This window comes from Actinomadura rudentiformis, assembly GCF_008923185.1.
In the GTDB taxonomy this organism is placed as follows: Bacteria; Actinomycetota; Actinomycetes; order Streptosporangiales; family Streptosporangiaceae; genus Spirillospora; species Spirillospora rudentiformis.
The window spans coordinates 186292-200560 of the sequence record NZ_WBMT01000015.1 but is presented as its reverse complement, the minus strand read 5'-3'; the positions used below and the strand labels follow the sequence as shown (position 1 = coordinate 200560).

Below are 14269 nucleotides of genomic sequence, written 5' to 3'. Positions count from 1 at the left end.
CCGCGTACAACCAGCCCTCCACACCGGCGGCGAGCCATTGGGTTACGGGTTTGAGAGTTGTATGGGCGGCGCTCAGGTGCGGTTGGCGCGATGTGTGCGTGTGTGGCAAGGCTCAGCCGGAGTTGGTGCGGCGTGTACCTGGGTGGCACGGCTCAGGTGGAGTTGGCGCGGCGTGTGCTTGGGTGGCTGCGGCGGTGTTCGCTGGGGGGCGGCTTTCTGACCAGGAGGCGTGGGCGGACGCGGCCTAGGCCTTGGAGGGGGCGCGGGCGTAGGGAAGTGATCTCGTACGCGTCGGAGCTGGTGAGTTCGGCCGCGAGGGCGCCGTCGATGAGGACCGAGCCTGGGTACGCCGTGGCGGTGAGACGGGCGGCCAGGTTGACGGGCGTACCGAAGACGTCACCGAGACGCATCAGGACCTCGCCGTACGCCAGGCCCACCCGTACGCGCGGGAAGTCGGGGTCCTCCTCGCAGCGTTCGGCGATCCGAAGGCCGATCTCGGCCGCGGCGAGAGGGTCGGTGGCGGTGAAGAGGACCTCGTCACCCAGAGTCTTGACCATGCGGCCGCCGAGTTCGGCGACGATCTCGGTGGCGACGGACTCGAAACGTTCCACGAACGCGGCGAGAGAGTCGCCGTCCATGCTGCGGCTCATGCGCGTGAACGAGACGACGTCGGCGAAGCCCACAGCCAGGTGGGCGACTCCGGCAACGGGATCGGCGCTCGCGGTCGCGGTGTTCGCGGCTGCGCGCAGGCCCGCCGCGGTGAGCTGGCGGCGCCAGCCGTGCAGCATGAGGCGCTCGAACGGGGCGCGCAGATCCTCCGTGGCGGCGAGGGCGTCGACGACGGCCTCCGGGGTGACCAACTGCTCGCTCAGCCGTTGCAGCCAGACGTCACCGAGCCAGCTCGCCAGGCGCCCCATCGTCTGGCCGACCGCCCGGGCCAGTTGCAGCACCAGGTCCTCGTCCACCAGGTCGTTGCCCAGCAGGTCCTTGATCTCGCGCAGCGCCTCGACGTCACCGTCCGTGAAGGCGATCTCGTCGTCCGGGGGAGTGGGGAAGCCCAGGGCACGCCAGATGCGGCGGGCGTAGTCCTCGCTGATCCCGGAAAGCTCCTCGACCTCCTTGCGGGTGTACCGGAGCGGCCCGCCGAGCAGGATCGTCTCTAGGTCGGCGGGGAGCTCTGGATCCGCCATCGAACCGCCTTCTTATGTGTCATTGACTGATGTCACAATCGTGGCGCGTAGGATCTTGCAGGTCAAGGTGGACGAGTCCGGCGGGCGGGGCATGGCCGAGTACCGAATCGACGAACTGGCGCAGACGGCGGGCAGCACGGTGCGCAACATTCGTGCGTACCAGGACCGCGGGCTGTTGCCGCCGCCGCGGCTGGAGGGTCGCGTCGGCATCTACGACGATTCGCATCTGGCCCGCCTGCGGCTCATCGGCAAGCTGCTCGCCCGGGGCTACACGTTCGCGATCATCAAGGATCTCATCTCCGCCTGGGAGACCGGCAAGGACGTGAGCGAGGTCCTCGGGCTGGAGAAGGTCCTGACCGACCCGTGGTCGGACGAGATCCCCGGCACCGCCCGGGTCGAGGAGCTGATCGCGACGTTCGCCCCCGGGCTGGACGACGAGGCGGTCGCCCGCATGCTCCAGCGCACCGTCGAACTCGGCCTGATCGAGCCGGAGGGCGACCACTACAGGGTGCCGAGCCCGCGGCTGCTCCATGTCGGAGCCGAGCTCGTCGCGGCCGGAATCCCCATTGACTCGGTCCTGGACATCGCCGGCCAGATCCGTGACGACTGCGACGTCATCGCCGGCCGCTTCGTGAACCTGGTGTACGAGCACGTCTTCACGCCCCTGCACAACGAGGCGAACCCGAGCACCGAGGAGATCTCCGAGATCGCCGCGGTGGTCCGCCGTATGCGTCCGCTGGTCAAGATGGTCGTCGACCCGTTCATAGCCCGCGCCATGGAGACCCGCGTCCAGGCGGCCCTCGGCACCCAGCTCGAACTCATCCGTGACCACCTGCACGCCGAAACGTCCTCCTCGGCCGCCGAAGGCTGAGGCCCCCGCCGCCGAAGGCTGAGGCCCTCGGCCGCCGGAAGCTGAGACCCGCCGTCGGGAGGCTGAGGTCTCGGCCGCCGAAGGCTTAGGCCCCGCCACTGAAAGTTGAGGCCCGCTGCCCGAAAGCTGAGGCCCCCGCCACTGAAGGCTGAGGCCCCGCTGCCCAAAAGCTGAGGCCCGCTACTGACGGCTGAGGCTTCCGCTACCGAGGCTGAGGCCGCCGCCGTCGAAGGCTCAGGCCTTCGGGGAGCGACCCGACGCCGTCGCCTGCAGGTCGGTCCTAGTGAACGACTCAGCACCAGTGATCGCCGATTGGCCTGCCTGCGGGCAAGGGTGCCGTCAGAGGAGGGAGATACCCCAGACCACGGTGACCTGCTGGCGGCGGCCTTCGGTGTCGGTGAACGTGAGCGTACTCTGGCCAGGCAGGTTGACCAGACCCGTGCTCAGCGTGACGATCACCTCGGCCGAATCTCCCTTGGAGATGCTGCCCTGGGACGGGGTCGCGGTGACCTGGCCGGTCGACGTCGCCGAACTCCAGGTGACCGGGCCGCGGTGGGCGGTCAGCACGACCCGGGCGGTCTTGGTCCCGTAGAGCTCGACCTTTCCCGGTGCGGCCGTCAGCAGTCCAGGTATCTTCGGCTCTACGGGCGGCGACGGCGGCTTGGGGCTCCTGGGGCTCTCGGGGGTCTGCGGACTGGGTGACGGCACGCTCCTGCGTTCGCCGCCGAGCTGCGGCGAGTCGCTCGATCCCCCGCCATGGCCGTTGGCGGGACCTTGTCCCTGGCCTGGCTGGTGCCCCTGCCCCACGCCGCCAGAGGGTGGCCGGTGCTCGGAGACCCCAGGGAGTGGCCTCATGTCGAAGGGCGACCAATCGACGATCGACGTGCCCGGTCCCATGACGAGGGCGACGAGCAAGGCAGTGGCCAGTGCCCCCGCCATCCCTCCCCCGGCGAACAACCAGCGGCGCGTCACCGGCGACGGCACGTCGGGCTGGCTCGGCAACCCGTCCGGCGTCAGCGTTCCGCCACGTGCGACGATGTCAGTCCGGTAGCCGGCGAGTTCCGGGTCGGAGCCTGTATGGATGACACGATGTCGCAACGCCACCGGCAGCACGGGGGCGGGTGCCATCACGAGCAAAGCGACCGGGGCATGCTGGCGACGCTCATCGCAGGTGGAACAACCTGCGGCGTGCCGTTCCAAGGCCGCCTCGTCAAGTCCGGCCGACGCCCCTGTGGAGGAGAGCAGTCGGTCGGCCAGTGAGCCATTCCACTCCAACTGGGCAGGCGTCTGCCGTGCGGCCTCACCGTCCTTGTGTTCGCCCTGCCTCTCCGTCACGCCGGGCTCCGTGGATGCCGCAGGTACCTCCGATGCCATAGATGCTGCAGGTGCCGCCAATGCCGCAGACGCAGCGGGTGCGGCAGGAACGTCGCCCTCGGACACGCCCCGTTCGCGCGCACCCCGTTCGGATACGCCACGTTCAGGCACGCCACGTTCAGGCACGGCATGCTCAGGCGCGCCACGTTCAGGCACGCCACGTTCGGACATGCCACGTTCGGACGTGCCGCGTTCAGGCACGGCCTGCTCAGGCGCACTACGTTCGAGCACGCCGCGTTCAGGCACGCCGCGTTCAGGCACGCCACGTTCCGGCAAGCCACGTTCCGGCAAGCCACGTTCGGACGTGCCGCGTTCGGGCATGCCACGGTCTGGCGCGCCGTCACGCAAGGGTGCGTTGTCCGCCTGGATCGCGGGGTGCGGACGGGTGGTTCGGCGCAACGGGTTGGCGAGCGGGCGGCGGGTCTGGGGGCGGGCGGCCGCTGCCAGGACCACGGCTACCCCGCGCGAGGCGCTGCCCTCGTCCTCATCGCTCGCTCGATCTGAGGAGGATCCGATGGCCTCGGCGTTGCTGGTGGGCTCGCGTTCGGCGTCGGCGGCCCTGCCTGCTCGGCCCGGCTGCCTGCCCTCGGCGCAGCGTCGTTCGAGGACGAGGAACTCCGCTTCGACCGCGGTCTTGAGCCGTACTTGAGCGCGGGCCAGACGAGCGGCCGCTCGCCGCGCGGAGAGTCCCAGCGCCGCGCCGAGTTCGATGGAACGCAGGCCATGGCGCATGGCGAGCAGCAGCGTCTCCTGGTCGGAAAAGCTCAGGCGCGCCAGTGCGGTCTCCAGCAACTCGCGCAGTTCAAGAGGCGACGTCTCCGCGAATTCGCCGTCCTTCTCCCAGGTCAATCCCCGGACGCGGCCGCGCTGAAGGCAACGCCGCCGGGCCGCTGCGTACAACCAGGGGCGCAGCCGCAGTTGATCGCGCAATCGTGGAGCGCGGCGAAAAGCGTCGATGAACGTGTCATGAACGATGTCGGCGGCGGTCTTGTGCTCGCCGGTCATGGTCACGCAGTAGTCATAGAGACGCTCTGCGTACGCGTCGTAGAGCGCGCCCAGTGCCGACTCGTCACCTTCGTTGAGCCGCTGCACCAACGCGCGGTCAGCAGCGACGTCGAAGGAGGACCACCTCGGCATTTGAGCTCCCGGCACCGACGGGCGAGTCTGCCCGTCACGGGCCATCTGGACAATCGGCCCACCTTGCATACACCCATTCGCCCCATGTGCACCACATGATCCTCGGAAATGGCGACGAAGGGTGACTAAGTGGTGAGCAGTGTGTGGCCTGTGATGTTCGGTGTGCTAATGACGGAATACGACGTGTCGAGACAAAATGTGATGATGTCGATGCCCAACGTGATCAGTCAACTCCGGAGCGGCAATGGGTCAACCGCGCAACGGAAAACTCCCTCGCGCCCGAGTCCACGCGCCGAGCACCCGCACCGCGGTATCCCCCCGCACTGCGGAATCCCGTCGCCACGGCTTCCTTGCACCAAAGGCCAGAGGCTCAGTCGACTCTCGTCACGTCGAGCTCGCCGTCCGCGTACTTCCGCCGCAGCACCTTCTTATCGAACTTCCCTACTGAAGTTTTTGGCACGGCCTCGATGAACGTCCAGCGTTCGGGTAGCTGCCACTTGGCGATCCGGTCCGACATGAACTCCTTCAGCTCGTCGGCGGTCACCGTCGCGCCCTCGCGTACGACGACCGAGGCGAGCGGCCGCTCCTGCCAGCGGTCGTCCGGGACGCCGACCACCGCGGCCTCGATGATGTCCGGGTGGGCCATGAGGTGGTTCTCCAGTTCCACGGACGAGATCCACTCGCCGCCCGACTTGATGACGTCCTTGGCGCGGTCGGTGAGCACCAGGTAGCCGTCGGACGAGATCGTGCCGACGTCGCCGGTGCGCAACCAGCCGTCATGGAACTTGGCCGGGTCCTCGTCCAGGTGGTAGGCGCCGGTGATCCACGGCCCGCGGATCTCGACCTCGCCGACCGCCTCGCCGTCGTTCGGAAGCACGGTGTCGTCGTCCCCGACGACGCGCATTTCCAGCCCGGCCAGCAACCGGCCCTGCGTGATCCGGCGCCGCCACATCTCCTCGCCCTCGGCACTGGCCGGCGCGTGCGCGACGGTGGCCACCGGTGAGGTCTCGGTCATGCCCCACGCCTGCACGATCTGGACGCCGATCTCGTCGAAGCCGCGCATCAGCGACTCCGGCACCGCGGAGCCGCCGCAGGGCACCAGCCGGAGCGAGCTGAGGTCCGAGCCGTGCTCGTGTACGTGGCGCAGGACGTCGGCCCAGATCGTCGGCACCGCGCCGGCGACCGTCGGCCGTTCGGTCTCGATGAGACGGGCAAGGGGCGCGGCTTGCAGGAACCGGTCCGGCATGACGAGATCGGCACCGGCCATCACCGCGGCGTAGGGGAGCCCCCAGGCGTTCGCGTGGAACATCGGAACGACCGGCAGCACCCGGTCGGCGGCGCTCAGTCCGATCGCGTTGGGGGTGCATACGGCCATGGAGTGCAGGTAGGCCGAACGGTGGGAGTAGACGACGCCCTTCGGGTTGCCCGTGGTGCCGCTGGTGTAGCACATGGCGGCGGCCTGGCGTTCGTCGATCTCCGGCCAGTCGAACGTGGTGGGCGCGGCGGCGAGCAGGTCCTCGTACGAGTGGAGCTCCTTGCCCGCCTCAACGAGCGGCGCGGTGTCCCCGGAGCCTACGACGATCACATGCTTGATGGTCTTCAGCTGCGGCAGCACCGGTGCGATGAGCGGGATCAGGGAGCCGTCGAGGATGACGATCTCGTCCTCGGCGTGGTTGGCGATGTAGACGAGTTGATCGGGGAAGAGCCTCAGGTTGAGCGTGTGGAGCACGGCGCCCATGGAGGGGATGGCCAGGTAGGCCTCAAGGTGCTCGGTGTTGTTCCACATGAACGTGGCGACGCGCTGATCGCCGTCGACGCCGAGGGATCTCAGGGCCCCCGCCAGCCGGGCGGCACGTTCACCGACCTCGGCGTACGTGCGGCGCCGGGTGCCGTCACCGGTCCAGGTCACGACCTCGCTCGCGCCGAACACATCGGTGCCGTAGCGCATGATCGAGGTGATGGTCAGCGGGAAGTCCTGCATCGTGCTCCACACGGCGCGCCTCCAGCAGCTTCGCAGATTCCAGAATCGGATTCTTGCCGCAATCGCCCCGAATTGTCAGCACCTGAGCCCCGCCTTTCGCAGGCCCGCCGCGGCCGGGGTCAGGGGCGCTGTGGCGGGATCCCCGGGAAGTCGCGACCGAGGCCGGTGTCGTCGCGGAGCTTGGCCATGGCCCTCGAAACAGTGCTCTTGACTGTGCCGACGCTCACTCCGAGCACTTCGGCGATCTCCGACTCGGGCATGTCCTCGTAATAGCGAAGCATGACGGCGAGCCGTTGGCGGGCCGGAAGCCGGTCGAGCGCACGGCTCAGCGCGTCGTGCAGTTCGCTCCGCCGAGTGTGATCGTCAATGGGCTGGTCGGGCAGCTCGTCAGTGGGATAGATCTCCAGTTTGCGGCGCCGCCACCATGAGATCTGCGTATTGGCCATGGCGCGTCGCACGTAGCCGTCCACAGCGGCGCGATCATTGATGCGGTCCCAGGCGAGATATGTCTTGGCGAGTGCCGCTTGCAGGAGATCCTCGGCCTCGGCGCGATCGCTGGTCAGCTGCATCGCGTGGCGCAGCAGCGCCGGACCGCGAGCCGCCACGTACTCGCGGAACTCCTCATGCCGCGTCGTGTTCAAATCACCACCGAGCCAGGGGTTATGGGGATTGCATCGAGCCGCCGGTATTGTGATCTCTGCTAGGCAAGATCCTGACGCTCTTGACGATGGCACGAAGATCGTAATTCCGGGCCAACGTAAAAGGCATATTCGGGTCAACCAGGAGACGATTTCATCACCCTGGTACGTAAATCTCAACCCGCCGCATGACTTATCGGATAAATCCGTCGACAGCCGCGTCACCGCGCGTGACTCTTGACTCACTGTCCTAACAGCTGTGGCCGTGAGTGAAGATTCGATGCCGGAGTTCCGCCATGCCGTTCGCCCGCCATGGAGCCAGGCGTCGCAGTCAGCAGGAGGCCGTACTCGGTGTGCCGTCGACCTGGCGCACCGCTCCCGCTGACGCGATCCATGCCCCGCTCAGTCCCGTGACCGGGACGATCCTCGACGCCAGCCCGCACCTCCTGGTGCTGCGCACGGCCGACGGCGAGGTGCGGCTGCCGATGACCGAGGCCACCGGCGTCTGGCACGGGGGCCGCGCAGGCCCCGCCGCGCTGCGACCGGGCCGCGACGTGATCGTACGACCGGCCGCCGACGGCCTGCGCGCCGACCGCGTCTGGGTGGACATCGGCCGGGTGACCGGCGTCATCTTGGCGTGCGGGGGGGACACCGTGGAGGTGGACATGGGCCCGCACCGCGGACGTGCCCATGTGGTGATCCCCCCGCACACCCTCGGACGGATCCTCGTCCGGCACCCCCGGCTCGAACCCGGCTACCTCATCGACGTCATCTGCGTCCGCTCAGCCGGCGGCCCGCACGCCGTCCGCCCGGGCACCTCCCAGCCCGGCTACCGCGCCGACGATCTTGCCTCCCCAGAGCCGGGCACCCCCATAGCCGACCCCATCCAGGGAACCGCCACATGGTTCGGCGGCGCCATCGATCAGCAGCGCGCCGGCCAGCCCCCGTCGGCGACACCCAATGCCCGCCCCCGCGCAGCAGATCGTTCCACCCGAGCGAGATGGCCCAAGAAGCTCACCACGAGCCCCCCATCCGCCGCATGCACCGTCCCCCCGCAAGTAGCAGGGTCTGAGAAAAGGCACCAGACCCACGCGACGAAGGCCACGACAGCCGACCCAAGCAACAACGCCAGCGCCCAAGCCCAACACACAGGCACAACCGAGCCGAGCAACGGCCCGTCCGTAGGTACGCAAGGCCCTGGCAGAGCCCCCCATGCCGCAAACGTAGGCACGTACGAGCCCAGCATCAGCGCACCTAGCCGGAACACAAACACATCCCGGTCCGGCAACATCACGCATGCCGCAAACGCAGGGGAGTGCGGCCCGAGCAACGTCGCAAACGCTCCGAACGCAGATACGTCCAGCCCCAGCGACAGCACGTACGGCCTAGCCCCTGACGCGCACGGCCCTAGTAATGCCGCAAATCCGCCAAGCGAAGGTACGTACGGGCCCAGCACCAACACATACGGCCCAGGCACCGACACAAACGGGCACGGCCACCGCGCGCATGCCACCGACGCAGGAGTCTGCGGGCAGAGCAACGTCGCAAACGCCTCGAATACAGATACGTCCAGCCCTAGCAACAGCGCATACGGCCAGGCCCTTGACGCGCACGGCCCTGGCAAAGCCGCCCATCCGCCAAGCGAAGGTACGTACGGGCCCAGCGCCAGCGCATACGGCCCAGGCACCGACACGAACGAGCCCGGCCACCACACATGTGCCACGGATGCAGGGGCGTGCGGGCAGAGCGACATCGCGGGCCCCGCAGACACCGACACGAACAGGCACGGCGACCACGCGCACGCCACGAACACAGCCATGAATGGACCAAGCGACGGCGCGGACATCCTGGGCGGGGACGCGGACGGGCTCGGCGACCGCGCGTATGGCATCAACACAGGTGCGGGCGGGCGGAGCGGTTTCGCGGGCACCCCGGACTTGGGTGCGTCTGGACCTGGCGATAGGGCGTGCTTCCCGGACGCAGGGCCGTACGGGCGGGGCGACGGCGCGAACGTGGATATTTACGGTCCCGGCGACAGCTCTGGTGCGGGGCGCGCAGGCACATATGGGCTGGGCAACGGGGGTTACTTGGGCACGTATGGGCTGGGTGGAGGCGGGGACCAGTCTTCCAGTGGCAGCGGTGGCGGGGGTGGGTTGTCCGGAGAGGGTGGCGGGGTTGTCGGGGGGACGGGAAGAGAAGGCACGGGGGCGCATCGTGGCGGGGATGCGGAGGGGGTGCCTGGGTGGCGTGGGTCGCTTGGCGACGCGTACGAACAACTGGGGCGGTCTGGGGCCCCCATAGTCGGCACGGTCGGTGACGCGTACGCCTTGAGTGGTGCGGCTTATCCGGCGGTCGACTCTGAGGGGAACGCGGGCGGGTGCCTTGATGCCCCTTCCGGGTGCGTCGCCCTCCCCTACCTGTCGCTGGGCAGTGGCTTGTCGATCCGCAACGAGTGCACGGGGCGTACGGCGGCCGTCCCGATCATCGAGTGCGGATGCACGGCGGCCCTCTACTGCGACCGGTGCGTGGAGTGCGGCACGTCGCCGCGCGGGCGGGTGGTCGAGCTGACGCCGGCCGCGTTCGTGAGCCTGGGCGGTGACCTGGACGCCGGGTGCTTCAACGCGGTCATGCGCCCCATGATCCCGAACATGAGGGGCTGAACGATGGTCACCGTCGTCCAGAACACCCAGGTCCTGCTTCTCGCCTCCGTGCTCCTGGCGGCGTGCCTGGCCAAGCTGATGATCCGCGAACCGGTGGGCGCGGCGCCCGAGCATGTGCACGGCGTGCCGGTGCCCGCGGGCCTCGGGCGGGCGACGGCGCTGCGCCAGAGCAGGCCCGTGAACGTGGGGCTCGGACTCACCGAGGGCATCCTCGGGCTGAGCCTGCTGATCACCTCGCATTTCTCCGTGCGGCTTGCCACGACGGTGACGTTCGCCGCCGCCGCGTGGGTGGTCGGGGAGTTGCGCGTTCACCGGCCGGACGCGGGATGCGGGTGCTTCGGGGGGTTGAGCACCAAGCGCGTGGGGCGTCGCAGTGTGATCCGCGCGGTGTTGTTCACCGCTGCCGCGGTCGCCTCGCTCGGCGCACCGCGTACCGGCATCGACGTGCTGCGCGATGGTCCGGCCCAGGTCATCCTGGTTCTGGCCGTTGAGCTGGCGCTGTTCGCCGCGCTCTCGCCGGAGTTGTCAGTCCTGCTGGAACGGCACGGGTTGCTCGGGCTCCGGCACAAGCCCCTGGAACCGTGCGAGCGGCGGCGCAGTCCGCTTGCGGAGACGTACGCGACGCTCTACGACAGCGCCGAGTGGCTGCGGTACGAGGAGTCGGTGTCCAGCGCGGCGCCGCTGGACGTCTGGCGGGAGGGCTGCTGGCGGTTCCTGGTCTTTCCCGCGCGAGTGGACGAACAAGAGGTGGAGATCGTGTTCGCGGTCTCCACGGCCGTCCGTGACAGGACCGTGCGAGCCGCGATCTCCCCTCCTGAGGCCGCGGGTGGGACGCCGGACGCGGGTGGCGCGCCCGCGATGTCGGCCGCCGGCGTCACGCCCGTGGCGGGCGAGATGAGCCCTCTCTGAATCTCTATTGCATTCTCTAGCGTCAGTCCCATAGAGCACTAGAGAACGGCAGACAACACCGCTACCCGAATCTACGAGTCTCTAGAGATGGAACTAGAGATCCGTAGACTTCTGTGACGAGCCGCTTCGATGCAGCTCTATAGAGGCCTCTAGCTTTGAAGCTAGAGAGCGGTATATCCGTGTAGCGCTCGGTCGAGGACGGGTTGGACTAGGCGGGCTGGGCCCTGAGGAACTTGCCGAAGTGCGGAACGGTGAAGGCGACGAGACCACGCTCGGCGCTGTAGATGAGGCCCTTCTTGATGAGGCCGTCCCGGGCGGGCGACAAGCTGGAGGGCTTGCGGCCCAGCTCGTCGGCGACCGCGGACGTGGGCACCGGATCGTCGCCGAGGGTCGCCATCGCCCGCATGTAGTCGCGTTCGGCCGGGGTCGCACGGTCGTAGCGACTGCCGAAGAACCCCACCGCCAGCTCGCTCTCCGCTTCGGGCGCCGCGACCCTGATGTCGTCTGCGGTGATCGGGGTGTCGGGGGCGACATCCCACACGACCTTGGCGTAGGCCTGCACGAAATAGGGATAGCCGTCGGCCGCGCCGTAGAGCGCGTCCAGAGCCTCCTCGGTGAACGTGACGTCCTCGCGCTGCGCCGGGGCCAGCAGCGCGAAGTCGGCGGACTCCCGATCGAGCCGGTCGATGCGGGCGTAGCGGAAGAGCCGTTCGGAATAGGACTTGCTCGCCGACAGCACGGCCGGCAGGTGCGGCAGGCCCGCCCCCACGACGATCAGCGGCCCGCCGTTCTGCGACAGCTCGTGGCAGGCGGCGCAGAGGGCGGAGACGTCGTCGGCGGGGATGTCCTGCATCTCGTCCACGAACAACGAGATGCCGACGCCGACATCGGTGGCGACGGAAGCGGCGTCGACGAACAGCTCGGTGAGGTCGATCTCCAGATCGCCGGAGTCGGCCCGGCCGCGCGCGGCGGGCACGTCGATGCCGGGTTGCCAGCGGTGCACCCGCGCCTTGCTCTTGCCGGCCGGCTCCTCGCCCGCCTGGGCGAACGCCTTGAGGACGCCGAGGAACTCCTCGATCCGGTCCGGGGCGCGATGGCGGGGGGCCAGCTCACGGATGGCCATGTGCAGCGCGGAGGCGACCGGGCGCCGGATCGACTGGTCCGGACGCGCCTCGATCTTGCCGGTGCCCCACAGCCGCTGGATCGCCATCGAGCGGAACGCGTTGAGCAGCACGGTCTTGCCCACCCCGCGCAGACCCGTAATGATCATGCTGCGCTCCGGGCGGCCACGGGCCACCCGTTCGAGCACCACCTCGAACTGCTGGAGTTCACGGTCGCGGCCGGCCAGCTCGGGAGGACGCTGCCCGGCGCCTGGGGCGTAGGGATTGCGCACGGGGTCCACGGTCTCGGACTCTATGAGGCGATATAGCTGTGGCCGTAGATTTGCGTAGAAACTCGTACGGCGTGTCGCGACCGGCCGCGCCGCCCCGCATCGCGCCCCACGCTTCTCGAGGTCGTCGTGGCCGCCCCCGGCCACTGGACGGCCCGTGGAAACCGCCGCCACCATGCCGCCCTCCTCAGCCCCGTCGGCCGCCCTCGGCGGACAAGCTTGGCTTGGCCTCGCTGGGCGAGCACGTTCGAACGAACCAGTCGAACCTCTGTTCGACTATTCGAACACACTAGCGCATGCCGTCATACCCGTCACGCAAGTCTCGCCAATACGTTCGAAGAAAACGGATCGGCGAACGGATGACTCCGCCCGCCGATCCGCCGCCCGCAAGGAAGCCGTCCATCACGGCCGCCGTCCGTCAGGTAAGCGACTCGTCCGCCGAGGAGAGGTGCGGGACCCTTTCCGCGGGGATCGTCCCCATCCGGCCGGCCTGGAAGTCCTCGAACGCCTGGATGATCTCCTCGCGGGTGTTCATCACGAACGGCCCGTACCGGGCGATCGGCTCCCGGATCGGCAGGCCGCCGAGGATGAGGATCTCCCAGCCGTTCTTGCTCGCCACCGGCTGGCTCTCGGCCGCGCGCACGACCAGGCCGTCGGTCTCGCCCTTGTGGTGCGAGCCGCCGAAGACCGCAAGCTGGCCGTCGCCGACCGCCACCCCCTCCACGCCCGCGGTGCCGCGGCCGGAGAGGGAGTAGACGAGCGCGTTGAAGTCCCGAGGCCAGGGCAGCGTCAGCCTCGCACCGGGCGCGACGGTGGCGTGCAGGTACGTGATCGGCGTGTACGTCGAACCCGGACCCTGGAATCCCGCCACCGAACCGGCGATCACCCGGACGAGCGAGGCGCCGTCCTCGGCCGCCAGCAGCTTCACGTCGCGCGCCTCGATGTCCTGGTAGCGCGGCTTGACCCACTTCTGGGCGCGCGGCAGGTTGACCCAGAGCTGCACTCCATGGAACAGCCCGCCCTTGGTGACGAGTTCGGGAGGCGGCTGCTCGATGTGCTGGATTCCGGCACCGGCGGTCATCCACTGGGTGGCGCCGTCGGTGATCACACCGCCGCCACCGGTGGTGTCCTGGTGGGCGAAGGTGCCGTCGATCATGTACGTCACGGTCTCGAAGCCGCGGTGCGGGTGCCAGGGCGTGCCCTTGGCCTCGCCCGGCGCGTACTCGACCTCGCCCATCTGGTCGAGCAGCAGGAACGGGTCGGCGAGCGACAGGTCGACACCCGGGAACGGGCGCCGCACCTGGAATCCCTCGCCCTCCAGGTGGCGCTGGGCGGTGACGACCTTGGCGACACGGCGCCAGCCGGTCGTGTCCTCGGGCAGTCGCGGCAGCCGCGGCAGTGTCAGCGGATCCGCCATCACAGCAGGCATCTCGTCTCCTCCTCTAGGGGCCACCGATGTGCACCAGCCGGAACGTAGTTGAAAGATAAACTATTCCCCCATGCGACTCCGCCCAGGTGGACACCCACGCTAGCAGAATTAGTTGAATCTTCAACAGGTGTTCTATACTACGAACATGAGCGAACCACGCTGGCTCGATGCCGACCAACAGCGCGACTGGCGGGCGTTCGTGGACGGCAGCGTCCGGCTGACCGAACTCCTCGATCGCGATCTCAAGACCAAGCACGGTCTGTCGGTGTCGGAGTACGAGATCCTGGTACGGCTGTCCGAAGCCCCCGAGCGCCGCCTCCGCATGGCTGAGCTGGCCGAACACGCAAGCCAGTCACGCAGCCGCCTCTCCCATACCTGCAGCCGGTTGGAGTCCAAGGGGCTCGTCTTCCGCGGCGGCTGCCCGAACGACAAACGCGGCGTCTACGCCCACCTGACCGACGAGGGCTTCGACGCCCTGGACCGCGCCGCGCGCGACCACGTGGAGACGGTCCGGGACTTCTTCATCGACATCATCGACCCCTCCGACCTGGCCGCCATCGGCCGCGCGTTCACCGCAGTGAACAAACGCATAGGCGAGGCAGGCTGACCCCACGGTAACGCGGCCGGCCCTCACTCCCCCCGGGGTAGCACAGCCCGGCGCAGTCGGCCGTCTTTGTCGGCCGCCGCCGG

10 protein-coding genes and 1 pseudogene are annotated in these 14269 nt (G+C 68.8%); 5 read left to right on the top strand and 6 right to left on the bottom strand.

Annotated features, from left to right (window positions below; genetic code table 11):
- Window positions 1-152: 152 nt before the first annotated feature.
- Window positions 153-1190 (bottom strand): adenylate/guanylate cyclase domain-containing protein, encoded by a 1038-nt coding sequence (locus F8566_RS29885; protein ID WP_151565176.1) that lies wholly within the window; start codon window positions 1188-1190, stop codon window positions 153-155.
- A gap of 91 nt (window positions 1191-1281) precedes the next feature.
- Between F8566_RS29885 and F8566_RS29880 the strand changes: the two genes are divergently transcribed.
- Together F8566_RS29880 and F8566_RS53070 are read left to right on the top strand one after the other, a co-directional pair.
- Window positions 1282-2061 carry a MerR family transcriptional regulator gene (locus tag F8566_RS29880; RefSeq protein WP_151565312.1) on the top strand — a complete coding sequence of 260 codons (780 nt, stop codon included), beginning with the start codon at window positions 1282-1284 and terminating at the stop codon, window positions 2059-2061.
- A 1503-nt stretch (window positions 2062-3564) separates the two neighbouring features.
- Window positions 3565-3939 carry a pentapeptide repeat-containing protein gene (locus F8566_RS53070; protein ID WP_151565311.1) on the top strand — a complete coding sequence of 125 codons (375 nt, stop codon included), beginning with the start codon at window positions 3565-3567 and terminating at the stop codon, window positions 3937-3939.
- A gap of 135 nt (window positions 3940-4074) precedes the next feature.
- On the opposite strand, the pseudogene F8566_RS53065 reads toward F8566_RS53070, so the two are convergent.
- The 3 genes and pseudogenes from F8566_RS53065 to F8566_RS29860 all read right to left on the bottom strand — a co-directional run.
- Window positions 4075-4572, bottom strand: a pseudogene (locus F8566_RS53065) (RNA polymerase sigma factor); the annotation flags it as partial.
- Between the two features lie 370 nt (window positions 4573-4942).
- Entirely contained in the window at window positions 4943-6565 is a 1623-nt protein-coding gene (locus F8566_RS29865) for a long-chain fatty acid--CoA ligase (RefSeq protein ID WP_151565175.1), read from the bottom strand.
- 107 nt (window positions 6566-6672) lie between these two features.
- On the bottom strand, window positions 6673-7194 hold the full coding sequence (locus F8566_RS29860) for a SigE family RNA polymerase sigma factor (RefSeq protein WP_151565174.1): 522 nt from the start codon (window positions 7192-7194) through the stop codon (window positions 6673-6675).
- A gap of 2324 nt (window positions 7195-9518) precedes the next feature.
- Between F8566_RS29860 and F8566_RS29855 the strand changes: the two genes are divergently transcribed.
- Entirely contained in the window at window positions 9519-9851 is a 333-nt protein-coding gene (locus F8566_RS29855) for a hypothetical protein (protein ID WP_225993646.1), read from the top strand.
- Between the two features lie 3 nt (window positions 9852-9854).
- On the top strand, window positions 9855-10760 hold the full coding sequence (locus F8566_RS29850; RefSeq protein ID WP_192809923.1) for a MauE/DoxX family redox-associated membrane protein: 906 nt from the start codon (window positions 9855-9857) through the stop codon (window positions 10758-10760).
- A 208-nt stretch (window positions 10761-10968) separates the two neighbouring features.
- Here the strand turns inward: F8566_RS29850 and F8566_RS29845 are convergent, their stop codons facing one another.
- Together F8566_RS29845 and F8566_RS29840 are read right to left on the bottom strand one after the other, a co-directional pair.
- Window positions 10969-12153, bottom strand: a complete 1185-nt coding sequence (locus F8566_RS29845; protein WP_225993645.1) for an ATP-binding protein — start codon at window positions 12151-12153, stop codon at window positions 10969-10971.
- 415 nt (window positions 12154-12568) lie between these two features.
- Entirely contained in the window at window positions 12569-13579 is a 1011-nt protein-coding gene (locus tag F8566_RS29840) for a pirin family protein (protein ID WP_151565172.1), read from the bottom strand.
- A gap of 145 nt (window positions 13580-13724) precedes the next feature.
- On the opposite strand from F8566_RS29840, the gene F8566_RS29835 reads away from it, so the two are divergent.
- On the top strand, window positions 13725-14186 hold the full coding sequence (locus tag F8566_RS29835) for a MarR family winged helix-turn-helix transcriptional regulator (RefSeq protein WP_151565171.1): 462 nt from the start codon (window positions 13725-13727) through the stop codon (window positions 14184-14186).
- Window positions 14187-14269: the final 83 nt, after the last annotated feature.